This is a genomic window from Halobacillus faecis, from assembly GCF_007991335.1.
GTDB classification, from domain to species: Bacteria; Bacillota; Bacilli; order Bacillales; family Halobacillaceae; genus Halobacillus; species Halobacillus faecis.
This window is the reverse complement of record NZ_BJYD01000023.1, coordinates 26,515-51,013: the sequence shown is the minus strand read 5'-3', so window position 1 is coordinate 51,013 and position 24,499 is coordinate 26,515. Positions and strand designations below refer to the sequence as shown.

General features: G+C 41.8%; 32 protein-coding genes. 18 read left to right on the top strand and 14 right to left on the bottom strand.

Annotation, left to right across the window (positions count from 1 at the left end):
• On the top strand, window positions 1-99 hold the full coding sequence (locus tag HFA01_RS12455; RefSeq protein WP_146816684.1) for a methionine/alanine import family NSS transporter small subunit: 99 nt from the start codon (window positions 1-3) through the stop codon (window positions 97-99).
• Window positions 100-133: 34 nt separating this feature from the next.
• On the opposite strand, the gene HFA01_RS12450 is transcribed toward HFA01_RS12455, so the two are convergent.
• Window positions 134-1,072 carry a M23 family metallopeptidase gene (locus HFA01_RS12450; protein ID WP_146816682.1) on the bottom strand — a complete coding sequence of 313 codons (939 nt, stop codon included), beginning with the start codon at window positions 1,070-1,072 and terminating at the stop codon, window positions 134-136.
• Window positions 1,073-1,150: 78 nt separating this feature from the next.
• Window positions 1,151-1,783, bottom strand: coding sequence for a YhcN/YlaJ family sporulation lipoprotein (locus tag HFA01_RS12445; RefSeq protein WP_146816680.1), 633 nt, complete (start codon window positions 1,781-1,783; stop codon window positions 1,151-1,153).
• Window positions 1,784-1,915: 132 nt separating this feature from the next.
• Between HFA01_RS12445 and HFA01_RS12440 the strand changes: the two genes are divergently transcribed.
• Entirely contained in the window at window positions 1,916-2,191 is a 276-nt protein-coding gene (locus HFA01_RS12440; protein WP_146816678.1) for a YutD family protein, read from the top strand.
• 41 nt (window positions 2,192-2,232) lie between these two features.
• Here the strand turns inward: HFA01_RS12440 and HFA01_RS12435 are convergent, their stop codons facing one another.
• Together HFA01_RS12435 and HFA01_RS12430 are read right to left on the bottom strand one after the other, a co-directional pair.
• Entirely contained in the window at window positions 2,233-2,520 is a 288-nt protein-coding gene (locus tag HFA01_RS12435) for a cytosolic protein (RefSeq protein ID WP_146816677.1), read from the bottom strand.
• A gap of 55 nt (window positions 2,521-2,575) precedes the next feature.
• The gene (locus tag HFA01_RS12430) at window positions 2,576-2,842 is read right to left on the bottom strand and encodes a DUF3055 domain-containing protein (protein ID WP_146816675.1); all 267 of its coding nucleotides are present in this window, start codon (window positions 2,840-2,842) and stop codon (window positions 2,576-2,578) included.
• A gap of 165 nt (window positions 2,843-3,007) precedes the next feature.
• Between HFA01_RS12430 and HFA01_RS12425 the strand changes: the two genes are divergently transcribed.
• Both HFA01_RS12425 and nucF read left to right on the top strand, forming a co-directional pair.
• Entirely contained in the window at window positions 3,008-3,445 is a 438-nt protein-coding gene (locus HFA01_RS12425) for a DUF86 domain-containing protein (protein ID WP_146816674.1), read from the top strand.
• Between the two features lie 21 nt (window positions 3,446-3,466).
• Window positions 3,467-4,258 (top strand): 5' nucleotidase NucF, encoded by a 792-nt coding sequence (gene nucF, locus HFA01_RS12420; RefSeq protein WP_146816899.1) that lies wholly within the window; start codon window positions 3,467-3,469, stop codon window positions 4,256-4,258.
• A gap of 34 nt (window positions 4,259-4,292) precedes the next feature.
• Here nucF and HFA01_RS12415 read toward each other — a convergent pair whose 3' ends face one another.
• On the bottom strand, window positions 4,293-5,852 hold the full coding sequence (locus HFA01_RS12415; protein ID WP_146816673.1) for a hypothetical protein: 1,560 nt from the start codon (window positions 5,850-5,852) through the stop codon (window positions 4,293-4,295).
• A 238-nt stretch (window positions 5,853-6,090) separates the two neighbouring features.
• Window positions 6,091-6,597 carry a phosphatidylglycerophosphatase A family protein gene (locus tag HFA01_RS12410; RefSeq protein ID WP_146816672.1) on the bottom strand — a complete coding sequence of 169 codons (507 nt, stop codon included), beginning with the start codon at window positions 6,595-6,597 and terminating at the stop codon, window positions 6,091-6,093.
• Between the two features lie 188 nt (window positions 6,598-6,785).
• Here HFA01_RS12410 and HFA01_RS12405 point away from each other — a divergent pair, with 188 nt between their 5' ends.
• Entirely contained in the window at window positions 6,786-7,751 is a 966-nt protein-coding gene (locus HFA01_RS12405) for a 2-hydroxyacid dehydrogenase (RefSeq protein ID WP_146816671.1), read from the top strand.
• A gap of 563 nt (window positions 7,752-8,314) precedes the next feature.
• Here the strand turns inward: HFA01_RS12405 and HFA01_RS12400 are convergent.
• Complete coding sequence (locus HFA01_RS12400; RefSeq protein WP_035511544.1) at window positions 8,315-8,536, bottom strand: NifU family protein; 222 nt, start codon at window positions 8,534-8,536, stop codon at window positions 8,315-8,317.
• Window positions 8,537-8,699: 163 nt separating this feature from the next.
• Between HFA01_RS12400 and HFA01_RS12395 the strand changes: the two genes are divergently transcribed.
• The 3 genes from HFA01_RS12395 to HFA01_RS12385 all read left to right on the top strand — a co-directional run bounded on the left by HFA01_RS12395 (window position 8,700) and on the right by HFA01_RS12385 (window position 9,828).
• Entirely contained in the window at window positions 8,700-9,038 is a 339-nt protein-coding gene (locus HFA01_RS12395) for a YuzD family protein (protein WP_146816670.1), read from the top strand.
• Between the two features lie 68 nt (window positions 9,039-9,106).
• The gene (locus HFA01_RS12390) at window positions 9,107-9,337 is read left to right on the top strand and encodes a YuzB family protein (RefSeq protein WP_146816669.1); all 231 of its coding nucleotides are present in this window, start codon (window positions 9,107-9,109) and stop codon (window positions 9,335-9,337) included.
• A 131-nt stretch (window positions 9,338-9,468) separates the two neighbouring features.
• Window positions 9,469-9,828, top strand: a complete 360-nt coding sequence (locus tag HFA01_RS12385) for a HesB/IscA family protein (protein ID WP_146816668.1) — start codon at window positions 9,469-9,471, stop codon at window positions 9,826-9,828.
• Window positions 9,829-9,920: 92 nt separating this feature from the next.
• Here HFA01_RS12385 and HFA01_RS12380 read toward each other — a convergent pair whose 3' ends face one another.
• The gene (locus HFA01_RS12380; protein WP_146816667.1) at window positions 9,921-10,907 is read right to left on the bottom strand and encodes an NAD(P)/FAD-dependent oxidoreductase; all 987 of its coding nucleotides are present in this window, start codon (window positions 10,905-10,907) and stop codon (window positions 9,921-9,923) included.
• 295 nt (window positions 10,908-11,202) lie between these two features.
• On the opposite strand from HFA01_RS12380, the gene HFA01_RS12375 reads away from it, so the two are divergent.
• The 3 genes from HFA01_RS12375 (at window position 11,203) to spsC (ending at window position 13,858) form a co-directional block, all read left to right on the top strand.
• Entirely contained in the window at window positions 11,203-12,423 is a 1,221-nt protein-coding gene (locus tag HFA01_RS12375; RefSeq protein WP_146816666.1) for an NAD(P)/FAD-dependent oxidoreductase, read from the top strand.
• Window positions 12,424-12,743: 320 nt separating this feature from the next.
• Window positions 12,744-13,061 carry a YuiB family protein gene (locus tag HFA01_RS12370; protein WP_246139328.1) on the top strand — a complete coding sequence of 106 codons (318 nt, stop codon included), beginning with the start codon at window positions 12,744-12,746 and terminating at the stop codon, window positions 13,059-13,061.
• 95 nt (window positions 13,062-13,156) lie between these two features.
• Window positions 13,157-13,858, top strand: coding sequence for a stationary phase survival protein SpsC (spsC, locus tag HFA01_RS12365; protein ID WP_246139327.1), 702 nt, complete (start codon window positions 13,157-13,159; stop codon window positions 13,856-13,858).
• 37 nt (window positions 13,859-13,895) lie between these two features.
• On the opposite strand, the gene HFA01_RS12360 is transcribed toward spsC, so the two are convergent.
• Complete coding sequence (locus HFA01_RS12360; protein WP_089654136.1) at window positions 13,896-14,378, bottom strand: divergent PAP2 family protein; 483 nt, start codon at window positions 14,376-14,378, stop codon at window positions 13,896-13,898.
• 270 nt (window positions 14,379-14,648) lie between these two features.
• On the opposite strand from HFA01_RS12360, the gene HFA01_RS12355 reads away from it, so the two are divergent.
• Together HFA01_RS12355 and HFA01_RS12350 are read left to right on the top strand one after the other, a co-directional pair.
• A complete protein-coding gene (locus HFA01_RS12355) occupies window positions 14,649-16,124 on the top strand; it encodes a leucyl aminopeptidase (protein ID WP_146816665.1) in 1,476 nt (491 codons plus the stop codon).
• Window positions 16,125-16,240: 116 nt separating this feature from the next.
• A complete protein-coding gene (locus HFA01_RS12350; protein ID WP_146816664.1) occupies window positions 16,241-16,468 on the top strand; it encodes a hypothetical protein in 228 nt (75 codons plus the stop codon).
• Window positions 16,469-16,502: 34 nt separating this feature from the next.
• On the opposite strand, the gene deoD is transcribed toward HFA01_RS12350, so the two are convergent.
• Window positions 16,503-17,213: a purine-nucleoside phosphorylase gene (gene deoD, locus HFA01_RS12345; RefSeq protein ID WP_089654133.1), complete on the bottom strand. Its 711-nt coding sequence runs from the start codon at window positions 17,211-17,213 to the stop codon at window positions 16,503-16,505.
• A 92-nt stretch (window positions 17,214-17,305) separates the two neighbouring features.
• Window positions 17,306-17,686, bottom strand: coding sequence for a kinase-associated lipoprotein KapB (gene kapB, locus HFA01_RS12340; protein WP_146816662.1), 381 nt, complete (start codon window positions 17,684-17,686; stop codon window positions 17,306-17,308).
• Window positions 17,687-17,810: 124 nt separating this feature from the next.
• Between kapB and HFA01_RS12335 the strand changes: the two genes are divergently transcribed.
• Together HFA01_RS12335 and HFA01_RS12330 are read left to right on the top strand one after the other, a co-directional pair.
• Window positions 17,811-18,005, top strand: coding sequence for a hypothetical protein (locus HFA01_RS12335; protein WP_146816660.1), 195 nt, complete (start codon window positions 17,811-17,813; stop codon window positions 18,003-18,005).
• Between the two features lie 87 nt (window positions 18,006-18,092).
• Window positions 18,093-18,668 carry a superoxide dismutase family protein gene (locus HFA01_RS12330; protein ID WP_146816893.1) on the top strand — a complete coding sequence of 192 codons (576 nt, stop codon included), beginning with the start codon at window positions 18,093-18,095 and terminating at the stop codon, window positions 18,666-18,668.
• Window positions 18,669-18,695: 27 nt separating this feature from the next.
• Here the strand turns inward: HFA01_RS12330 and HFA01_RS12325 are convergent, their stop codons facing one another.
• Together HFA01_RS12325 and HFA01_RS12320 are read right to left on the bottom strand one after the other, a co-directional pair.
• On the bottom strand, window positions 18,696-19,874 hold the full coding sequence (locus tag HFA01_RS12325; RefSeq protein ID WP_146816658.1) for a MalY/PatB family protein: 1,179 nt from the start codon (window positions 19,872-19,874) through the stop codon (window positions 18,696-18,698).
• A gap of 291 nt (window positions 19,875-20,165) precedes the next feature.
• Entirely contained in the window at window positions 20,166-20,522 is a 357-nt protein-coding gene (locus tag HFA01_RS12320) for a helix-turn-helix domain-containing protein (RefSeq protein ID WP_146816656.1), read from the bottom strand.
• A gap of 165 nt (window positions 20,523-20,687) precedes the next feature.
• Here HFA01_RS12320 and yugI point away from each other — a divergent pair, with 165 nt between their 5' ends.
• Window positions 20,688-21,071, top strand: a complete 384-nt coding sequence (gene yugI / locus HFA01_RS12315) for a S1 domain-containing post-transcriptional regulator GSP13 (RefSeq protein WP_146816654.1) — start codon at window positions 20,688-20,690, stop codon at window positions 21,069-21,071.
• A gap of 70 nt (window positions 21,072-21,141) precedes the next feature.
• Here yugI and HFA01_RS12310 read toward each other — a convergent pair whose 3' ends face one another.
• A complete protein-coding gene (locus HFA01_RS12310) occupies window positions 21,142-21,381 on the bottom strand; it encodes a DUF378 domain-containing protein (RefSeq protein WP_146816652.1) in 240 nt (79 codons plus the stop codon).
• A gap of 138 nt (window positions 21,382-21,519) precedes the next feature.
• Between HFA01_RS12310 and HFA01_RS12305 the strand changes: the two genes are divergently transcribed.
• Window positions 21,520-22,686 (top strand): iron-containing alcohol dehydrogenase, encoded by a 1,167-nt coding sequence (locus HFA01_RS12305; RefSeq protein WP_146816650.1) that lies wholly within the window; start codon window positions 21,520-21,522, stop codon window positions 22,684-22,686.
• Window positions 22,687-23,081: 395 nt separating this feature from the next.
• Window positions 23,082-24,431, top strand: a complete 1,350-nt coding sequence (locus HFA01_RS12300) for a glucose-6-phosphate isomerase (RefSeq protein ID WP_146816648.1) — start codon at window positions 23,082-23,084, stop codon at window positions 24,429-24,431.
• Window positions 24,432-24,499: the final 68 nt, after the last annotated feature.

Sequence of the window (24,499 nt, the reverse complement as noted above, 5' to 3'; positions counted from 1 at the left end):
ATGTCAGCTGGTGCAGTAACAATGATGATTATCGGAATGGTCGTTATATGGGGTGGCCTGGCTGCCAGTATTACGAATGCCGTTAAAAAATCCAAATAATAAGAAAAGCGTCGCACAATAAAGTGCGGCGCTTTTAATTTTTTGTCATTCTTTCCCACTTTCGCAAAAATGGATAGGGGTCAAAGGACCATTCATTTTTTCCATTATCTTGATACATGCCGTAATGAAGGTGGGGAGGGAATTTACCGGATGTTCCTGGAGGGCCATATCCTGAAGCCCCTACAGCACCAATGACATCACCGGGCTGTACAATGTCACCCACTTTAATATCTTCTGAAAAGCTGTGCAAATGAGCGTAATAGTGGTAGATATTATAGATGTCCCGGATTCCAATCCGCCAACCCCCGAACTTGTTCCATCCTTTCATCTCTACAACTCCATAGGTTGTAGATTTAACGGGAACGCCGTAATTGGCGAAAATATCCGTTCCTTCATGGATACGTCTTCCTCCAAAGCCTCTTGCATCTCCCCATGTGCTTCTATAGCTGTAATTTGCCTGAAGGGGAAGTGGAAAGTCCCGGTTTGTTAAATTAACGGTTTGAAATTTCTGGAATACTCTCGCTGTGTTCATAATGGTTTGGACAGTGAGGTCTCGTTTGTAATAGTTCCACAACGCAATTTTTATGTCGTCACTCGTAGTACCGTAGGACTTCATGAATGTGCCTATGGAATATAACACGTCTTCATCATTGTCCAACTGAACCTTTTGATCACCATTTCCATCTGAACCCCAGCCTTCTGGGAAAAATGTAGAGGGCATTTTTCCTTCAGAACCGGCCCAGAACATTGGATCCACTTCAATCGCAGTCACACGTCCCTCTTTTGGGTCGTCATGAACCTGCCTCTCATATTGATCGATAGCCGCAAGATACTCCCAGGGAATATCTGTGACAGCTGAAGTTTTCTTATATAATGCCATTCGTGCATCGCTTTCTTCATCTGCATGTATGGAGCCCGCAGAGAAAAGTACGCACATGCTAAGACATAAGATCATTGAACCGATGTATTTCATAAACTCACCTTCAATGTTTTGATATCTATAGCATGAGGCAGGCGTGCTTTTGTTATGAATGGAAAAATAGGGGTGAGCTTAGTTCTCCATTCCTGTTTCTTCTTCTGTATTCATATTGGGACCAACATCTGGTTGGTTCGGATTCGATTCATCGACTTTCCCTTGTGGGGATTTCTTCATTTTCTTAATAATGCTGTCGATCGTATCATTATAGCCTTGATCATACACGGTGGAGTTACTTAAACTCTGAATATCCCCAAAGGAAGCAGGGTTGTCAGAGACATACACATGGTAAAAGCTCGGAACTAAAGAATAAGCTGTCTTCTGAACCATATCGGCTGCTAATTCCCGGTCTGTATCCTCTGCTTTTTTGTATGCGACAAGAACCTCATTATCCGTAACGACTGTGGCTACGTCATCAAATTGATCATAGCGGAGAATCATCCGTGAGATCATATCTGCCATTTCTTCACGGTTCACTTTGATTTCGCGATGTTCTTCAGTATCTTGATTCAATTGATCTTTGTTAAAGCGTACATAACCGACTTGCCCATCTTTTGGCTTTTCATTATATCCATCCATGGCATTCCCATTCAACGTGTCATCATCCATCATATTTTTTGCTTGCTCATCTTTCGATTCCTGACAACCCGCTACGATGAATGTAACAAGGCATAGCAGGGTGAATACTTTCCATATTTTTTTCAACATAGTTCCTCCTTCATGTAACTGTTTATAATTATTAGATTGAACAGTTTTATGGGAAACATACTTTTTGCCTTTGTTGTATTTCCTAACATATGAAAAAATGTGATACACTAAAAAAGGATAGAGGTGATACCAATGATGGAGCTTGCTGGGAAAACATATGAGATCCTGGAGGACTATCAAGAAGGCTTTCAACAAGAAGAAGTGGAGAGTCGGTTTAGTGATATTCTAAATAAATATGATTTTATCGTTGGAGATTGGGGTTATGGTCAATTACGTTTAAAAGGCTTTTATGATGATCAAAATTCCAAAGCAACGTTTGATACAAAAATCAGTACGCTGGAAGATTATTTGTATGAATACTGTAATTTTGGCTGTTCTTACTTTGTGCTGAAAAGAATCCGTCAATAAAAACGGCGCGCAAATCATTGCACGCCGTTTTTTATTTGATTTTAATGTGTTTCCTCAGAAGGCTTTACATTTTCATCTTTTTCATCATGAGTAGGGTGAGCACCATCTTCTTGACGAGGAAGATCCTGGTGAAGCCCTTTGTTTTCATAATTAAAAGCGCTGTAATATCGCTGCTCCTCTGTCCATGGTGCACTTTTATCATTCGTTACAGGTTCATATTTGTTTCTCGGTGCACCATAAGGCCCTTCAGGAAGTTGTTCGGGAGTCAAGTAATTACGCTGGGCTTCGACATTGGCAAAATCCGAATACTTACGTTTTTCCTTTCCCATAAAAAAACCTCCTTCGACATTATTTTTTGTCGAAGGAGGTTTTTTATGCCTGTTCTCACAGAAGGTCAGGAAGATAATTTCTTAATTCTTCTGCTTCCATGGCACTGAGTTGAAACATATGTTCCAGATGACCGATTTTATTTATGTTTTCATGGTCAAGCAAAGCTTGACGGTTTTTAGGTAAGTTGATGACCATTGTTTGGTTTTGAAAGTAATCGGCCTTCATCAGAGCAAGTTCAAAACGGTGACTGCCAGCTGTAAATGAAACAAATCGAGTGCTTGTATTTTGAGTGACGTCTTCTAGAAGCGGACGTAGTGTCATGGTGTGATCATCTCCTATTCGTTGAATTTTATAATCCGCTGCGAAAAACTTTAGCATTAGTATGCCCGGTTTTATAAAAATCAGACACAAGAAAATCAGGAAGCGTGAGAAAAAGCCTTTTATGGTATCATGGATGATAAAGATTCTTTGTAGGAGGGGAACAAGGTGTATTTTGTGAATCGGGAAAAAATTGAAGAGATTCTATTATATATGGAAAAGATACAAGAGGAATTGGCGGAACATTCTTATCAGCGTTTCGCGGACAAGCTTCTCTTAGAGCGGATGACACACTTGAACATAGAAGCCATTATTGATGTAGGCAACATGATGATCGATGGGTTTATTATGAGAGATCCAGGAAGTTATGAAGACATTATTGACATTCTTACCGATGAAAAGGTATTACCTGAGGATGAGCAGGATGCATACAAGCAATTTGTTCAACTTAGAAAAATGATTGTTCAACAATACACGGGAATTAATCATGAGCAGATTTTGAAAGTGTGGCAGGATCATAAACAATCGTTACAAGCTTTTCCAAGTCGTGTTCGTGAATATTTGGATAATGAGCTTGGCCCTGTGTCCGCCTTTTCGAAAAGCTGAGGGGTGGTTAAAGATATGAGCATGAAGGAATACAAAGGCTATCTCATTGATTTGGACGGAACCATGTACAAAGGCGCAGAAAGAATTGAAGGTGCGTCAGAATTCGTCGAGCATTTAAAATTAAAGAATATTCCATTTATGTATTTGACAAATAATTCTTCAAAAACCGTTGATCAAATTGCAAAGAAACTCAATCAAATTGGAGTACGCGCTACTCCAGAGCAAGTTTATACAAGCAGTCTTGCTACTGCTGAGTATATTAGCAGCCAAATGGACAAAGCCCGGGTATTTGCCATCGGGGAAGAAGGACTATTCGACGCATTACGCCATGAGGGTTTGGAATTAGTGGAAGAAAATGCAGATTTCGTGGTCATCGGTATTGACCGGGAAATAAACTATGAGAAGTTAGCTATGGCCTGTTTGGAAGTAAGGAATGGAGCTACTCTTATAAGTACAAATGGAGACATTGCCATTCCTACGGAGCGTGGGCTTGTGCCGGGCAATGGAGCTTTGACATCCGTGATTTCTGTGAGTACTGGAGTTGCTCCACTATTTGTAGGAAAACCTGAACCCTTAATCATGTCCCGGGCACTTAAACGGTTAGGTCATAATAAAGAGGATGTTTTAATGGTTGGGGACAATTACAACACGGATATTAAAGCCGGAATGACAGCTGGCATAGATACGTTAATGGTAGAAACGGGGTTGAGTACATTCGAAGAGATTGAGGATCAGGAACACCAGCCCACATACAAAAGCAAAGATCTTTTCCAGTGGATCCAGCAGTTGAATTCTATTGATGAAAATAGATAAACGACCAGAGCCTAGCTCTGGTCGTTTGTTTTTTCTACATCAGGTAGGGACCAAAAAATACGGTAATGAAAAGGATATGCATCCCTATGAAATAAGTCAATTGGATAGGGTTGGACCAGTCCTTGGAACGTGCTCCAGTTTTTAATATTCCGTAAGCAATTCCTGCAAACCCAAGTAGGAACAATATAGGACTACCTGGAAAACTTAAATAATCGGGTGCTCTAGCGAGAAGAGCATCTGAAAACATCGGGTCTCTTGCAACAATGGCTGCGACTAAATAAATGAGTATCCCTGTATAAAGAACCCAGGAACGATCTTGGTCAAGAGCGTCGGCTTTAGAGAACATGATAAAAATCATGAATAGCAAAGGCCATAGGAACCAGAATGTAGAGATGATTAGAGCGAACAATCCTGACGAAAGCATACCAATTGTCTTTCCAGAAGCAAGCAACAGACCTTGTTTTGTTATTTGGTCGGCCCGCTCGATCACTTCAATTTTACTTGAAGTTAATAACAAATTATGATCTTTGCCGCCATGATCAACCCACAAAACCGTTTGGTCATTTATTCTAACCGGAAAATTGGAGAATGATGGTGTATTGCTTAAGCGCGTGATTGTAGTAGAAGTACCCTCACTGATGGTTGCTTGGTATATGTTAAATTGTGGACCAGGCCTGAAGAGTGTGTCAGTCCAACCATTTGCTTTAAAGAGGAGTACTGGCCCGTTATCTGTATTATGAATGCTGAGATCTGATATTTCTTTCAGCTCATCTGTGGAGTAAGGATCTTTAAAATTCACTTTGTTAAGATTAGGGTTTTCTCCAAAGGGAGCTTCTGCATAGTAGTAGTGATTCTGTATTTTTCCGGACTGACTTTGTTTTTGTATCGTAGTAACAAGTAATTGGTAACTGTCTTCTTTGGTCGCGAATTGGATATCATTGACTTGTTCAGATTCTTTAACAGAGAACGTTGCTTCACCGAGTGGGTTTATGTTGTTGTTTTCCACCTGGTAGTAACTCAGTAAATTGCCTGATGATGTTACTTCATCTGTCAATAAATAAGTACCTGCCTCCGTCTCTGTCATATGGACAGAGGCTTTTGGGTTTTCCAGTGGTAAGAGCTCTTCACTATTGGATTCCTCTACGTCAAAGCTATATATTTTATCCTCATTCCTGTAAAAAGCCATGGTTTCAAGAGGGTAAAAAGCTTGAAGATCGGTAATTTTATTTCCTGTTTCTTGATCATACATGCTGTAATAATCGGTATAAATGACCTTGTTTTCACCTAAGTAAAATTGAGTAAATTTATCAACAGGAATATCATAGGAGTTTTGCTCCTTCACCTCAAATTGCTCATTGTATATGTTTTGTTGGATGCCCTCTTTGGTAAGAAAAGAAACGGACGGGCTTCCTTCGCCGATGCCTACAGAAGGGGCTCTCAAAACAGGGGTGGTACCAATATCCAGGGCGCGGCTCCAATTTTCATCCGGCTGTTCTGTAACTTCTTGATAATTATGAGAAAACAGCAAGCTAACAGCGACCAGAACAACAATCGTAGGAAGCACCCAAACGAACTTTCCTCTCCAACTTTTCATTTTATGTATCTCCTTCCTTTTTCTGTCTCTTCATGTAGTACGTAGATAAGATTATAAAGGTTTCAGAAAAATAAAAATACGATATGAAAAGAAGTCTGAAAAATAATGTTAAGCTTGCTTTTTATCATGCTCCTTATTAATTGATCTGGCGCAGAAAATAAAAAAGTAGTTCAATGGGAAAGTACGGAATGGCGTACACTTCATTGAACTACTTTTCTTTTACTTCATTCATTTTTTGTTATACCTCATTGTCTCCAGCGATGGTGTGGGCCAGTCTGCTGGATGCGGCGGCAGCGATGGCACCGACAATGTCATCCAAAAATGTATGGCATTCGCCTGAAGATTTATCATTCAGTTTCTGTAGAATTCCTGGTTTCTGTTTATCGATATAACCGTAATTGGTAAATCCGATGGATCCGTAAACGTTTACTATGGAAAAGGCAATAATTTCATCAATTCCATAAAGGCTTTCGTCTACTTCAATGGTCGACTGTAATGGTTCTTCAAGCATTTTCTTTTCTGCTAGCCGATCCATTTGAATCCCAGTAATGACTGCATTCTGAACTTCACGCTTTGTGAGCACTTTATTTACATTGAAGCGGCAGTCATCCATAGATAAGTCTTCATGATATTTAGACTGTAGGTAATAGACAAGGTCAGCAATGTCATCAATTGTGACCCCTCTTTCCACCAGCCAATCCCTTGCTGTTTTTTCAAGAGTGGATACTTTTCTGTCTTCTGCCATAGTGAAAAACCTCCCTGCTCATCATGACTTGCACTGTACCATACCCGCGTTTATTATTGCACAAACGAGCGGGGTTATGTTCATTATATCAAAACTTCCCCTTGATGGTGCAAAAGTGTAGAAGGTTGGAAAGTTTCAGCTATCCTTTGCTATGATAAAATCATAAAAAATGAATGGAGGTTTGACTATTGACCAAACCAAAAGTTTTTATTACCCGAAGGCTTCCTGATGAAATTGTGGACCCTTATAAAGAACATTTGGATATTCATATGTGGCAAAGTGAAGAAGAACCTGTCGGACGCCAAATGTTGATGGAGAAAGCCCGATCTTCTCATGGTTTATTGACGATGTTGACGGAGAAAATAGATGAAGGAATACTTCGACAGGCGAATGATCTTTCCATCGTAGCCAATATGGCAGTAGGATATGACAACGTCGATGTGAAAACAGCCGAGAATTTAGGTATTGCTATAACCCACACTCCTGATGTGCTTACAGAAACAACAGCTGATCTCACCTTTGGCTTATTAATGGCCACAGCAAGGAGAATGATAGAGGCAAGCCAATACATAAAGGATAACAAGTGGGAGCATTGGTCTCCATTGATGTTAGCGGGTACGGATATTCACGGGAAAACAATAGGAATCGTTGGGATGGGGAGAATTGGTGAAGCGGTTGCAAAGCGAGCGAAAGGCTTTGGTATGAACATATTGTATTATAATCGTTCTCGAAAACCCGAAGCGGAAGAGTCTATTGGTGCGAGCTATGCTGACTTTGAAGTGTTGCTCGAACAAGCCGACTATGTCGTGTGTTTGACTCCTTTGACAGATCAAACCAAGCACATGTTCAATAAGGATGCTTTCCAAAAGATGAAAAAGGAGGCTTTCTTCATCAATGCTTCCAGAGGGGCCACGGTAGATGAAGAAGCACTGTATGAGGCAATTGTAAATAAAAATATCGCTGGAGCTGGGCTTGATGTATTTGAACAAGAACCAATCTCCTCTCAACACCCATTGCTTGCATGCCCTGAAGTGGTCTGTTTACCGCATATCGGCTCAGCTACAAAGGAAACAAGATATAAAATGATGCAGCTCAGTCTCGAAAACCTCGTCAATCACTTCCAAGGAAAACCTTTACTCACACCTGTCCCATAATTTTTATAGTTATTTATGTTTCTGGCAGGATTGTAGAAGACTCAGTTTCGAGACTTTTGTTGAGTGGATGGGGGCGGAGGGGAATAGCTCGCTTTCCGCGGGAGCGCGATGAGCCTCCTCAGGCTGACGCCTTGCGGGGTCTCACCTAGCACTCTTTTCCCGCAGGAGTCTCGCCATTCCCCTCCGCCCCTTTGCTATATCAGTGTCTCGAAACCACTTCCCGAATATCAGCTATTCCGTTTGATAGGAGTATAAGGTTAAAACTACCCTGCCAAAGTATTTGAACCCTGAAATCTTGATATAGAGAGTTTTATACTTTTAACAATCGGGATACTGGAATACAATCTAACTTGGTAAAGGGGTTCTATTTCAAATACGTCGAGAGGGGTGGTTGGGAAGCGAGTAGCTTCCCAGCCACCCCTGACGCTCAACATGTGCAAAGAAGCCCGAAAACATCTCGAAACTGAGTCTTCAAGTAAAGGGAGCTTATGTTGAATTAAAACAAGGGATGAGTATAACAAAAAAAGAGCCGCTCATGTGAGTGGCTCTTTCGGTTAGGTGTATTAAAATACTTGCTCGACTTCGTAAATTCCTGGTACTTCTTGTGCAAGAGCTCTTTCGATTCCTGCTTTTAGAGTGATTGTGGAACTAGGGCAGTTTCCGCAAGCACCCATAAGTCTCAGGCGGACGATTCCGTCTTCAACATCGACAAGCTCGACGTCCCCACCGTCACGTAGTAAAAATGGGCGAAGTTTATTGAGTACCTCTTGAACCTGTTCATGCATGTTCAATCTTCCCCTTTCTTAAGTATCATTATAAAACGAAATGACTAAAAAATCTATGGTTGTCTAAGTCTCTGTATATTAATATTGAGAACTATTATCATTTTATCTTTTTTCTTTTCTTTTGTAAAATGGAAAAAACGTAACACAAAGGGAGAGGGTACGGATGGGGGAACAGCAAAGAGTTCGTGTAGAGGTTTATGGTGCCGATGTGAAATGTGCCAGCTGTGTCAATGCACCGGGTTCGAGGGAGACATATGAATGGCTACAGGCGGCTATAGGGAGAAAGTATAACGATTCAATGGTTACCTACAATTACTATGACATTTCTCAAGAAGGCCAGGATGGAGCTGACTTCTCCATTATTCAACAACTATTAGATGACGAACTGTTTTATCCTCTCGTCCTTATTGAGAATGAAATTGTAGGCGAGGGTGATCCTAGATTGAAAAAAATTTACAAGGCCCTGGATAAGTATGGCCTTCAACCAAAGGAAAATTCATAGCAGATTTATCGGGCGGTATGATATGATTAGGTGCAGATAGGGTTTCATCCAATACAGAGGTGAAGCGGATGAATCCATTAATTGAATTTTGTGTTAATAACCTGATCAGTGGATCGCAAGAAGCAAAAGAAAGGCTTGAGAAGGATCCTGATCTTGATGTTGTCGAATATGGTTGTTTAAGAAACTGTGGACTATGTTCCCAGACGTTATATGCCGTTGTAGAAGGAGATCGTGTCATGGCTGATACACCTGATGAATTAGTCGATAAGATTTATGAACATCTGGACGAAACCCTATAAGACGGTGTAGCCATGAAAGTAAAAAGGTATCCTTAAACAAGGGTGCCTTTTACTTTGCGAATACAGGATGTTTGATAAAAAGTTCTGCCATTTAGTATACTGACGATAAGAAGAGAAAGGAGAGGCTTGGTATGATTCTGAATATCACAGAAGCCGCAAGTCACCAAATCAAAGAGATGATGAAAGAAGAAGAAGGAGAAGTTCGTCTTCGCTTCGGTGTTAAAGGTGGAGGCTGCAGTGGATTGTCTTATGCCATGGGCTTCGAAGATGAAATCAATGAAGAACTTGATCTTGTAGAGGAGTCCAGTGGAATTCCGGTAGTCATTAATCGTCAAGACGCCGCAATCGTGGAAGGTACGACCATCGATTTCAAACAGAATATGATGGGTGGCGGGTTCACTATTGATAACCCGAACGCGATTGTTTCTTGTGGATGTGGATCCTCGTTCAAAACAGCAACAAATGCTGGAACACCAGATCCGAATTGTTAATATAAAACCTTTCTGTGTCTACAGAAAGGTTTTTCTTATCCCGGAATTTAAAAAGGAAGAAGCCCGCTTAAGCGGGCTTCTTCCTTTTGTTTTTAAGAAAACATGCTAGTCGAGTGTTTAGGTTGAACACGTGCGCCTGGATCGATATAGGCTTTCGCATTGTTGACGGCTGTTGGACCTTCACCAAATCCTGAAGCAATTAGCTTCACTTTACCAGGGTAGGTGCAAATATCTCCTGCCGCATAAATACCTTTGATATTGGTTTCCATCTTGGAATTAACGACAATGCTATTCTTTTCAATTTCCAGCTCCCAATTTTTTATTGGACCAAGAGAGGAGATGAAACCATAGTTCACAATCACATCGTCGACGTCGATGGTTTCTACTCGATCCCCTTTCACTTCTTTCAATTCCACCTGTTCAATGCGCTCATCGCCAATCATTTTTTCAGGAGTGAATGGCGTCATAATTCTTACATTGGACTCATTAAGCTGTGACACACTATGTTCATGTGCTCTGAATTTATCTCTTCTATGGACGAGTGTCACTTGTTCAGCGATTGGTTCAAGCATAAGGGCCCAGTCCACAGCAGAGTCACCGCCGCCGGCAATCATAACTTTTTTGTCACGGAACTGGTCCATATTGCTAACGTGGTAATGGAGGTTTGTTTCTTCAAAACGTTCCGTATCTTCAATTTTCAGTTTCCTTGGTTGGAAGGCTCCGTTTCCTGCTGTGATGATAATGGTCTTCGTATAATGAACATCTTTGTCTGTTGTCAGTTTGATGATTTCATCATCCATTCTTTCAACTGAAACCACTTCCTGGTTCAAGGAGATCGTAGGATTGAACATCATGGCTTGTTCCTCTAAGTTATCGACAAGCTCTTGTGCTCGTACTTTTGGGAATCCGGCTACATCAAAAATGTATTTTTCAGGGTAGAGAGCTGTCAGCTGGCCTCCCAGGTGGGGAAGACTTTCAATGATATTTACACTAGCTTCGCGCATTCCACCATAGAATGCTGTGAATAAACCGACTGGTCCACCGCCGATTACCGTTATATCGTATATTTTTTCACTCATAATAAACCTCCTGATGAAAATTTCACTAAAATACATTCTATCATAAAAAAATTTCTGATGGGAACAATGGGGGGATGTAAACCTTTGCAAGCGGATAATTGTTGTATAATTCCGATAAAGGCTTTATGGGTTGAAAATGGTTAGAAAAAGGTCTAAGATAAAATCATAATAAATAGTAAGAATTTGTGACAATTTTCACCTGAAACCGACTCAGGTTTTTTTATGTATTCATTTGTGAAAATGGTCACAAGCCTTAGTCAATGGATCATTATTACGAGATGGAAGTGATTAAATCATGAGAAACCCTAACATTGTGATTCTCGGTGCCGGTTATGGCGGGATCATGACAGCAGTGAAGCTACAGAAAAGCCTAGGTGCAAATGATGCAAATGTGACACTTGTTAATAAACATAGTTACCATTATCAAACGACATGGTTGCATGAAAATGCTGCAGGTACTTTACACCACGACCGCACACGTATTCAAATTAAAGATGTCATCAATACGAGTAAGGTGAATTTCGTACAGGATACCGTTACAGATATCAAGCCTGAAGTTAAAAAGGTGCTGTTAGAGGGCGGAGAACTCTCTTATGACTACCTTGTGATCGGACTTGGTTTCGAGGCGGCCACATTTGGGATTTCTGGTTTGAAGGAGAACGCCTTCACTATTAACAGCATCAATAGTGCGCGGATGATTCGTCAGCACATTGAATATAACTTCGCAAAATATAACAATGAAGCGGAGAAGAAGCAGGAACGCTTGAACATCGTTGTAGGTGGTGCTGGCTTCACAGGAATCGAATTCGTAGGTGAGCTTGCTAACCGTATTCCTGAACTTTGTAAAGAATACGATATTCCACGTGAAAAAGTGCGTATCATCAACGTAGAAGCTGCTCCAACGGCACTCCCAGGGTTCGACCCTGAACTTGTAGAATACGCAATGAACTCCCTGGAAGCACGAGGCGTCGAATTCAAAATCGGAGCGATGATTAAAGAAGTTACAGAGAACAAGCTCGTGTTTGAAAAAGACGAGCAGCGAGAAGAGATTGAAACGAACACCGTTGTTTGGGCGGCTGGTGTGCGTGGAAACTCTCTTGTTGAAAAAGCAGGCTTTGAAGCGAACCGTGGTCGTATCCCAGTAGGAGAGGACTTACGACCAGAAGGTTATGACGATGTCTTTATTGTCGGGGATTGTGCTTTAATTATGAACGAGGAAACGGACCGTCCTTATCCTCCAACGGCGCAAATTGCCATCCAGCAAGCCGAGCAAACAGCAGCGAACCTTACTCGTCTAATTAGAGGCGAAGATCACCTGGAACCATTCGAGCCAGACTTAAAAGGGACCGTAGCCTCTCTTGGTCACAATGACGCGATTGGCGTCGTCTTCGATGATAAGAAATTGTTCGGATGGTCAGCGACAGCGATGAAAAAAATCATCGATAACCGCTACCTGCTAAAACTTGGCGGCGTACCACTTGTTCTTAAAAAAGGAAAACTGAATTTCTTTCATTAATCATTACTAAAAGCGAAAGCAGATCAACTGCTTTCGCTTTTTTATTAAAAAAATCAACCGTCCTTCTCCTAAAATGGCTCCCGATTGTGGAAGACTTGGTTTTGAGATGTTTTAGGGGTTCGTTACCGAGGGAAGCAAGCTATTCCCCGTAGCCCACCCACTCAATAAAAGTCTCGAAGCTGAGCCTTCAACAATCCTGCCCGTTTGTTTAATAACAAACTTTATCGCCATGTAGAGCTCTTGCGCTTTTTATGTAACCGTTATAAAATGAGGTTTGGATTCGTTTGTGTTTCGTTGAACATACATAGGGGGAAACGTTAGTGAATATTGTGCAGTTCATCGTGTCAATGTTGTTATTTTTCGTGTTATTCTTCGGAATTTCTTTCTTATTAAATATGATTTTGCGTTCTTCATGGTTGATGGCCTTTGTTTATCCTGTTATCGTGCTTTTCATCGTGGATGACTTTTCGTGGACAAATTATTTATCAGCTCCAGGGACAGCGTTTCCTGCAGTCTTTGAACAGTTATTTAACCTAAAGCTTGTGGATATCGTGATCTTAGCAAGTGGATTCGTAGGAACCATAGTGGCTGGAATTGTTATTAAAAAATTACGGAAAAGTGGATATCAAATGTTTTAAAACGAAAAGGCTAACGGCACAGTGTGCTGCTAGCTTTTTTTATGTTCTTGGTGGAGTGGGGATGAAGATTCTGAATAAAAAAGTGGTGCTTGGACATGATTACACCTAGAGGTGATTTCATGAAGAAGCGGACGAAGTCTATCTTTTTTATTCTACTGTTCAGCTTTGCTCTTTATAGTACTTTTACAAATGTAACAAACCTATCGCTCTCAGATTTTGACGATTGGATGGCGGCTAAGTTTAGAGGGGAGTCCTTGGATGGGGAAACACTTCTTCAAAAAAACCAGGATCTTTCCGAGAAAAGTTTAAAAATAAAAAATGCTCCACAGACCTATGTATCCAGTGCGGTCATAGAAGCGGTAGAACTGTTGGAAGATACGATTGATTTCAGTCAATATCCAAGCCATGAAGTTGTAGCTACCGGTTACACGGCCGGATATGAATCGACGGGAAAAACTCCTGAGCACCCTGGATATGGAATTACGTATTCAGGTGTAAATGTAAAGAGGGATTTATATTCGACCATTGCTGCAGATTTAGAAATGTTTCCGCTGGGGACTGTACTGTTTATTCCAGGTTATGGGTATGGAGTGGTTGCGGATATTGGCGGGGCCATCAAAGGGAATAAGCTCGATCTATATTTTCCAACCGTAAATGATGTTTATAATTACTGGGGGAAACAAACGCTTGACGTTTATGTCGTTGAAGAGGGGAACGGCCAACTCTCTGAAGAGGACTTAAACCAATTGAATGAGGATGAATCCTTACAGGTGTTCCGTTCCCAAATGACTCAATAAAAAATCTCTTCCGTAAAATAAAGCGGAAGAGATTTTTTTAGTAAATCAAGGAATGAAGAAGGAAAGTGAGTAGAATACCTGTCAGTCCACCGAAGAACACTTCAATTGGCTGGTGACCTAATAATTCTTTTAGTTCTTCTTTCTTTTGGTAGCCCTCTTTTTGCTGCCAGCTTTTGGCTTCACTTACGAAACGGTTGAAGTCATTGAGTAAGATGTTTAACATGATGGCTTGTTCGCCAGTTTGTCTTCTGACTCCAGTACTGTCGAACATTACGATGATACTGAAGACGCAGGCAATAGCAAAAACAGATGATCCGAATCCTTGTTCAATTCCGACGCCAGTGGCAAGTGCGGTTACAGCTGCCGAGTGACTGCTGGGCATACCACCTGTACTGAAGGCGAGACTGGTATTCAACTGTCGGGATGCTATGAATTGAATTGGAATTTTAATCACTTGGGCGAAAAGAATAGCAGCGATCGACGCCCAAAGGGGGAAGTTTTGCACTAAATCTAATAGCATGATTACATCCTTTCTGATCTTCCGGGGAATAGAAGTGACAATCTATGTAGTTGTTCTTTCATACCATATAGCATGGATGCATGAATCAAGTGCAACCGTTAAATGGTATGGTCTATGAGAGTGTTGATATGGTGATGGAGCAAAATCATTATACCATATGTTCCATGGAGCGAGATAGTTATAATCATGTTAAGTTAAGGTAGTAAAACGGACCATATCTGAAGGAAAACCTCGGGAGATTGTGTATACTTGATATGGAGGTGTATCAATATGTTTACTGTAACAAACGAATGGAAAGACACGGGATCCTTGCTTGTGGGTCTTTTCGAGGAAAGAGAGAGGAACAAGCCTACGATCGATAAGGTGAAAGAGTCATGTGGAGTCGATCTTGAAGCGTACATAGAAGCTGGTCATTTGTCTACGGAAAGCAAAAAACTCGATAAGGTTTTAGTCATGAATGAAAGTGACCTGAAGAATATCTATGTCGTTGGTCTCGGGTCATCACATAAATTTGAGGAAAACAAGTACCGCAAGACGCTTGGTCGCGTTTTTCAAAGTTTAATCAAGGACAAAGTTTCGTCTGTGACTATTTTACTGGAAAGTTTTATTCCGGAAGGGAAAGACGTAAATCAATACTCTGCTCTTCTTTCAGAGACTCTACTCACGTCGACGTATCGTCTCCCTTCTTTTAAAACCAATCAAAAAGAACCGGTCGACATCAACGAACTTACCGTTTGGACAGAACGTGAGGAGAAAACGGTCCTTGAGTCTTTATTTAAAGGACAGGCCTTTGGTGATGGGGTAAACACAGCCAGGTATCTGGTGCATCTGCCTGCGAATATACTGACAGCATCTGAAATGGCTGAGTTCGCTACAACGATGGCAGAAGACTATCAGTTCGAGTTGAGCATTCTAGAGAAAGAAGACATGGAAGAGCTAGGGATGGGAGCTTTGTTGGCTGTCAATCAAGGTTCTGTAGAACCACCCAAAATGATTGTGCTTAAATATCAAGGGTTGGAAGAATGGAAAGATGTTACGGCCCTCGTTGGAAAAGGAATCACATATGATACAGGTGGCTATTCGATTAAACCGAAAACCGGAATGCCAGGTATGAAGGGGGATATGGGGGGAGCGGCAGCTGTTCTTGGCGCTATGGAAACCATCGGCCAATTAAAGCCCAAAAAGAACGTCATTGCTGTCATTCCTTCCTCTGACAATATGATATCAGGAGATGCCTTCAAACCGGATGATGTGATTACATCGATGAGTGGCTTGACGATTGAAGTGTTGAATACAGATGCAGAAGGTCGGCTTGCCCTTGCTGATGGGGTCACCTACGCTCAGAGCCAGGGAGCGGATCGAGTAATTGATGTCGCAACTTTAACTGGGGGTGTCGTAACGGCGCTAGGGTCCTGGATGACAGGTGCTATGACAAATGATGAACATTTTTACAAAGCGGTTGAAGGCGCAGGGAAATCTGTAGGAGAGCCCATTTGGCTTTTACCTTACAATGATGATTATAAGGCACAAGTGAGAAAAAGCGCGATTGCTGATTTGAACAACTCACCAACGAGAAAAGCCCATCCAATTATGGGAGGAGCATTTGTGGGTGCCTTCGTGGAAAAAGTGCCTTGGGTTCATTTGGATATCGCCGGCACATCGATTGCTGAAAGTGCTCATGATTTGGGTCCTAAAGGTCCAACAGGCGTCATGTCTAAAACGTTAGCTCAATATATAATGGAATAGTTGAAAAAACCTCCCAAAAACGGGAGGTTTTTTATGTTTTTATAGGCCTTGACCTCGCACCCCCAGATCGCAGACGTATAACATATAGAAAGGGAGATGAGCGGGGAGGCAGGGAGATGTTCCAACTGACATCGTTGTGGCGGAAAATCCGCCCCTCGTCACGCAGGCGTACCATCCTAAAGATGATAAAAAAGAATCTAGGGACTTTCTTGTTCGTTCATACAGCGGATGGTCAATATTTCGGCAAGATGGAAAGAGTCTGGGGGGAGAACGTTTTTATCAGTATTGGCGACCGAATCTATGTTGTCCATGTAAACGATATAGAGGAAATTACACCAAAATGAAAGCACCCACTACATTTGTAGGGGTGCTTGTTTATTAATCTTGAATCGCTGCTTCTAGAGCGACTTCGATCATTTCATTGAATGTCGTTTGGCGTTCTTCCGCGGTTGTTTCTTCACCTGTAAGGATATGGTCACTTACCGTCAATACCGATAGAGCCTGACGATTGTATTTCGCTGCCAGCGTGTAAAGAGCTGTTGTTTCCATTTCTACTGCCAGCACATTGTACTTAGCAAGCAGGTTGAAAAGGTCCATGGCTTGATCACGGTAAAAGCTGTCGCTGGTAAATACGTTTCCGACTTTAAGCTTCAAACCTTTTTCTGTTCCCGCATCATACGCATTTTTCAAGAGGTTAAAATCAGCGGTTGGTGCAAAGTCAATGCCGCCGAAGACCATACGGTTCATCTGTGAATCTGTTGTGGAAGTAGAAGCAAGGATGACATCACGAACTTTAACATCGCTTTGCAATGCCCCACAAGAGCCGACCCGGATCAGTTTTTGAACACCGTAACTTTCCATCAATTCATTGATATAGATAGAGATGGATGGCACGCCCATGCCTGTTCCCTGGACGGAAATTCTTTCACCTTTATAAGTACCTGTATAACCGTACATGCCTCGTACTTCGTTATAGCATGTCGCGTCTTCTAAAAAGTTTTCTGCAATGTATTTCGCTCGTAGCGGATCACCAGGAAGAAGGATCTTGTCTGCAATGTCTCCAGGTTTCGCTCCAATATGTGTTGTCATGGATATGACCTCCTCCATTACTTTTGACTATATAAAATTACCATACCCTTGATTAGAAAACAAATACGAAAAAAGCGCTGTCATCTTTCCATTTATCCGAAGTACTGCTTCTCCAGATCATCCAGCTGGTTTTTCGCACTCTTATTGAATTCTGTTTCTCTTCTTTCGAGCTTTGTCTTAAGAGCATCCACTGCTTCTTTTAAAGACACTTCATAGGAAGGAATATCCCCTTCAAAAGGCTTGACGGCTTCTTTTTGGACATTGGCTTTTTCGTTGTAGCTTAAAGCTTTCCGCTGATGGAAAAAGACCTCTTCGGTTTTGCCGGGGTTGTGAAGGTCTCCTTGCATCGGGTGTTTTTCGACGGCCAGTACTTTCACAAGGTAAAAACGATTGCGATCTTCGATGACTTCTCCGATATAAATACCCGTTTTATAATGTGCTGTTACGATTGAACCGTTCGGAAACTCTGACATCTACTCACTCCTCTCATTTTCTCCATCCATTGTAACAAAAATTGAAATTGTGAAGATATCGTGAAGCTCTTCAATGAGGAGGTGAATCTTTGATATACTTCTAGTTAGAAGGATGTGTTGCCCTATGATGGAATTTCTTTATTTTCCTCAAGATAAATCAGAGTATATTCCTGCGATCGTTATGTTGATGCTTTTTATCGTATTTGCCGCAGTCACAATGATTTGGTTCATAAAAATTTCTCAAAAAGAAGAGCAGAAAGTTGACCAAGCCTACAGGTTAGATGAACATGCAAATAAAGAGAATGAAAAGCCACGTTAGGGCCTGAGCCTGACGTGGCTTTTGTTATATTTTTATAAATCGATGGAGATACTATCCATGGAGTATTTCATGGAACGGAGGATTTATATGAGAGTCTTAATCGGTTTTTTGATTGCATTTGTGTTCATTCTTGCTGGCTGTTCGGGGGAAGAGCGTTCTCCTTTGAAAACGTCCATCTATAATCCTGACAACGATAAAATAGGCACGGCAACACTGACAGAGCAGCCGGAAGGAGTAGAAGTCCAATTAAAAGTAGAGGGTCTTGAACCGGGCATGCATGCTGTGCATATCCATGAGTTTCCGAAATGTGAAGCCCCTGACTTCAAAAGTGCGGGGAATCACTTCAACCCCCTTTCTAAGGATCATGGGTTGATGAATCCGAAGGGAGCTCACGTCGGGGACATGCCGAATGTGGAAGCAGATCAAAGTGGTATGGTGGACACTAAATTAATGCTGCCGGAAGCCAAGCTAAAAGAAGGGCAGAAATCTTTACTTAGAGATGAGGGGACATCCATCGTCTTGCATAGCGGTCAGGATGATGGAATGACGCAGCCGGCGGGTGATTCAGGAGATCGTATCGCTTGTGGGAGAATTACTCTAAAAGCGGATGAAGACGAAACGAGTGATCCTACAGAGCCAGATAAGAAGCAGGAAAGTAATTAAAAAAAAGTCTCCCAGTGGGAGACTTTTTTATTGTTCTCTCTTCTTTACAGCGGTGATGATACGGCTGACACCGTCTTCGATGATTGATTTCGGGGCGGCTATGTTCAGGCGCATGAATCCTTCCCCTTCCTCACCAAAGGAAGCCCCATCGTTCAATCCTACTTTCGCTTCTTTTTGCATGAATCGCTTCAATTCTGCTTGGTCCATCTTCAGTTCTCTACAGTCCAACCAAAGGAGATAAGTCCCTTCTGCTGGAAGAACGCGGATGGAAGATGTTTCGTTATGAAATCGATCAGTGACATAATCGCGATGAGTTTCCAAAACATGCATTAATTGACTTAGCCACTCTTCGCCATGGTCATAGGCCGCTTCCATTGCTGTCAGGCCTAATGTATTCAACATCAACATGCCTTGGTTTTTAAAGTGACGGTCGATTCTTTTCTTAGCCGCTCCATCAGGAATGACGACGTATGAAGCCTGCAGACCTGCTAGGTTGAACGTCTTTGTTGGTGATAAGCAAGTGATGGTTTGCTTGGAAGCTTTTTCAGACAAGCTCGCTGCAGGAATATGAACATTCCCATGATAGATCAAATCTGCGTGAATCTCATCTGATACCACTTTGACATCATGCTTTAAGCAGATGTCCATCATCTTTTGCAATTCTTCTTTCTTCCAAACGCGTCCGACTGGATTGTGAGGATTGCAAAGGATGAACATGGAGACGTTATGATCTTTAATTTTCTTTTCAAAATCAGCAAAGTCAATTTCGTATTGTTCTTCTTTCAACTGAAGAGGATTCTGTACTACATGCCTCCCGTGATCTTTAATGACACTGTAAAAGGGAGGGTAGACAGGAGTTTGAATAATGATATGGTCACCAATTTCCGTGAGCGATTGAATGATCATATGCAAGGAGGGGATAACCCCTGGGCTATACGTGATCCACTCTGGATCTATTTTCCATTGATGTTGGTTTTCGAGCCAATGAGTGATGCTTGCTTTGACTTTGTCATCCGGAATCGTGTATCCGAAAATTCCGTGTTCGGCTCGTTCTTTTATGGCATTCGTAACAGCTGATGGAGTTTTGAAGTCCATATCAGCGACCCACATCGGCAGTACTTCTTTATCCTGGTAAAGATCCTCCGCCATATCCCATTTGACGGACCGTGTTCCTTTTCTTGAAACGACTTCTTCAAAACGTTCCATAACGTTTTCCTCCAATACTCCATTTTGTTATCTATCTTACCCGAATCAGTCAGTTGAATGAAAATATGTTGTTTGGGTGCAAGGAGTCCTTGTATATCAAAAAGTTCATGGTAGGTATGGGGGAGCAATAGGGATATCTTTAGGGGAAAAACGTAGATGTTCTAGGTATGTATTTAATAAAAGGCAAAAAAAAAGCAAAGCGAACGTTCGCTCTGCTTACACAGGGGGAATACGAGAAAGTCTTACGTTATTTAATATAACCATCTTTCATAGTTTATAAACCTACTTTTTTTAATTTTTTTGTTGATTTAAATCATAGAGGAGATTCATTGCGCGAAGGACGTCCTGTTCTGAGAAGTCACGGGCTTTTTTAAGTAGGAGTTTCGAACGTTTCACGCCGATTTCCTGTATGAGGTTTTGCAATTCTTCATCAATTTCTGATGAGTTTTCCTCATGGTTCTCTAACAATTCAGAGGCAGGGATATCAAGGACGGTTGAAATCTTAAGGATGGTATCTAATTCAGGTGTACGTTCGTCAGTTTCATAACTTTCCAGAGTATGAACCCCTATTCTTGCTTTCATTGCCAGATCTTCCTTTGAGAAGTTCTTCAACTCGCGGTATTTGCGGATATTGTTACCAGTGGACATAAACATACCTCCTCTGTTCTTTCCTATATTATACCACTTTATTGGATAGGAAATTTCAAACCTTTTGAGAAGTTTAAGTTTACTTTGCTAAATGATCGCTTTTATGGTAAAATCATTTATTGCGTGAAAAGAAGCGAATAATAATTAAATCAGGAGTTGTATAGCATGTCAGATAAGTTTCAAGAAGGTCAAGTTTTAGAAGGTAAAGTTACAGGAATTCAGCCATACGGTGCGTTCGTTGCTCTAGACGAGCAGGTACAAGGTCTTGTACACATTTCAGAAGTTACTCACGGCTACGTGAAGGATATCAACGAACACCTTTCTGAAGGTGACGAAGTACAAGTTAAAATCCTAAACATCGATGAAAAGAGCAATAAATATTCTCTTTCTATCCGTGCGACGCAAGAAGCTCCAAAGGCAGCAACACGTCGTCCTCGTAAACAAGCAGCACCTAAACAAGAAGAGTCTACAGCTGGTTTCAACACGCTGAAAGACAAGCTTGAAGATTGGATCAAACAATCCGACGACCGTGAAAAATTCCGTAAGTAAGAAAGATATGAAAAGGACCTGTTCCATGGAACAGGTCCTTTTTTTTTTATGGGGATGCCGTTTAGGATTTCTATTCCACCGGATCAGCTTCCGGGGACTCCTCATGTTCGGCTACCGGTGAGAAATAAAGAGATATGACGATAAGTCCGCTAATACCGACAAGTGTATAGATGACCCGTGCCAGCCATGCTCCTTGTTCACCACCTCCGAAAAGCCCAGCGACAAGATCATATTGAAATAAACCAATCAACCCCCAGTTGATAGCTCCAACAATGACTAGAAGAAGTGCCACACGATTCAACCAATTCATTAAAACACCTCCTTTTTGTTATTCTTTATTAGCTTAAACGCAGGAAAAAAATTTATACGAATTGCATATCTTTTGAGAATACCTTGGAATTCGGGGATAATATCATCGTACGCTCAGTTTAGAAAGGGGAACTTCATTATGGATGCTTTTACGTTTCATAATCCGACGAAATTAATTTTTGGTAAAGACCAAATTAGTCAATTACCTTCCCTAATACCGGACGGTACTAAAAAAGTGCTTGTTGTGTATGGCGGAGGGAGTATAAAGAAGAATGGTGTTTATGACCAAGTGATGAGTCAGTTGAACGAAGCCGGTGTGGAAGTCCAGGAACTTTCTGGAGTAGAACCCAATCCAAAACTGACCACGGTGGAAAAAGGAGTTCAGATTTGTAAAGAAGAAAACATTGATTTCCTTCTTGCTGTAGGCGGGGGCAGTGTCATTGACTGTACCAAGACGATTGCAGCTGGGGCGAATTACGATGGAGCTCCATGGGATCTCGTTACAAGAAAAGCGAAACCTGAATCAGCTCTCCCATTCGGAACCGTATTGACCCTGGCAGCTACAGGATCTGAAATGAATGCAGGTGCTGTTATAACCAATTGGGAAACGAATGAGAAGTATGGATGGGGAGCAGCTCCTCTAACGAACCCGACTTTCTCTATTCTTGATCCTGCTTACACAGTAAGTGTTCCGAGAGACCAAACGATCTATGGAATTGTTGATATGATGACACACTTGTTTGAACAATACTTCCATAACCCAACACAGTCTCCTGTACAGGATGAGATGGTCGAAGGTGTTTTAAGAGCTGTCATTGAAACAGCCCCTAAGCTGCTTGACAACCTGGAGTCACTTGAGCATAGAGAAACTATTTTGTATGCAGGGACCGTTGCACTCAATGGCATGCTTCAAATGGGATACCGAGGCGATTGGGCAAGCCACAATATCGAACATGCGGTATCTGCTGTCTATGACATCCCACACGCGGGCGGACTGGCGATTCTATTCCCGAACTGGATGAAACACAATTTGGAGGTCAACGAACAACGATTTGCTCGTTTGGCTACGAAAGTCTTCGGTGTCAACCCTGAAGGGAAAGGCGATAAAGAAGTTGCTGAAGAGGGCATAAAAGCCTTGCGTTCTTTCTGGAGTTCAATCGGTGCGCCGGAAACATTGGCTGATTACGAAATTGGTGACGACAAATTCGATATTATCGTCGACCGGGCAATGAAACGAGGACCATTCGGAAACTTCAATCAACTGCATGAAGAAGACGTTCAGAGAATCTTGGAGATGTCCAAGTAAATATGTGAAAATCGGAGGGTTCCCCTCCGATTTTTTTATCCATTTATTTAACTAACTGGCATAAGAGGAACAGCAAAGGAATGTGCTTTTCATTCCTTTGCTGTTCTGCTTATGACGCGAGTGTCTGGGCGATGGAGCTGGACGAGTAGCTTCCCAGCCACCCCTGACGCTCAACCTAGGTAACGAACCCCAGGTCTCCAAACTGAGTCTTCAAGTAAAGCGAGCGTTTGTGGAGTTGGTTGGTTATTCTTGGATAAGGGATCTTCCATTATTTTTACAGATGTATAAAAGTTTTATATGTATCCGTTTACAATTTTACGTTTGCTTGATTTGGAGGTAAGGTTTCGATAAAGTGAAATTGGTCAAGCAAAAAATGACGATTTGGAGGGTCATCAATGACACATGTTCGTTTTGATTACGAAAAAGCTTTGCCTTTCTTTGGTGAGCACGAACTAGAATATATGCAAGGAGCTGTATCCCTTGCCCATCAATCCCTGCACGAAAAAACAGGAGCAGGAAATGACTTTTTAGGATGGTTGGATTTACCTGAAGATTACGATAAAGAGGAATTCGCGCGTATAAAAAAATCCGCTGAAAAGATCAAGTCGGACTCGGATGTTTTGTTAGTCATCGGAATCGGTGGATCATACTTAGGGGCACGTGCTGCGCTTGAAATGTTGAATCACAGTTTTTACAATGCGTTGTCTTCTGAAGACAGAAAAACACCACAAGTGTTCTTCGTTGGTAACAGCATCAGTGCACCATACATGAATGAACTTTTTGATGTACTTAAGAACAAAGATGTTTCCATCAATGTCATCTCTAAGAGTGGAACGACGACAGAACCGGCGATTGCATTCCGCATCTTCCGTAAATTCCTTGAAGAGAAATATGGCGTTGAAGAGGCACGTAAACGAATCTATGCAACGACAGATAAAGAAAAAGGGGCCCTTAAGACTCTGGCTAGTGAACAAGGTTATGAATCCTTCGTTGTACCAGATGATGTCGGCGGTCGTTACTCCGTTTTAACTGCGGTTGGACTTCTTCCAATTGCTGCAAGCGGTATCGATATTGATGAAATGATGAAAGGGGCTCAGGCGGCGCAAAGCGAATTGAGCACGGATAAACTGTCTGAAAACCCTGCGTATCAGTATGCTGCTGTTAGAAACGTCCTTTACAACAAAGGGAAGACAATCGAGATGCTCGTGAACTATGAGCCATCCCTTCAATATTTTGCTGAGTGGTGGAAGCAGCTGTTTGGCGAGAGTGAAGGAAAAGACCAAAAAGGAATTTTCCCTGCTTCGGCAAACTTCTCCACAGATTTGCACTCTCTTGGACAGTATGTACAGGAAGGGCGCCGTGACTTGTTTGAAACGGTGTTGAACGTCGAAACACCTTCTTCAGACATTACGATTGAAGAGGATAGCCAGAACCTGGACGGACTGAACTACCTTGCAGGGGGCACCGTGGACGAGGTAAATGAAAAAGCTTACCTTGGAACTATGCTTGCCCACACAGATGGTGATGTGCCGAACTTGATTTTGCACCTGCCAAAACGCGATGCGTACACATTTGGATATCTCGTGTACTTCTTTGAGAAAGCATGTGCCATCAGTGGATATCTATTGGGTGTGAATCCGTTCGACCAGCCAGGTGTAGAGGCATACAAAGTCAACATGTTTGCGCTACTTGGTAAACCAGGATTTGAAAAAGAAAAAGAAGAACTTGAAAAACGCTTGAAATAAAAGAAAAGCTCGGGTCCTCCAGAAAATGGATGACCTGAGCTTTTTTTGTTTGGGCATAGTAAGGAATA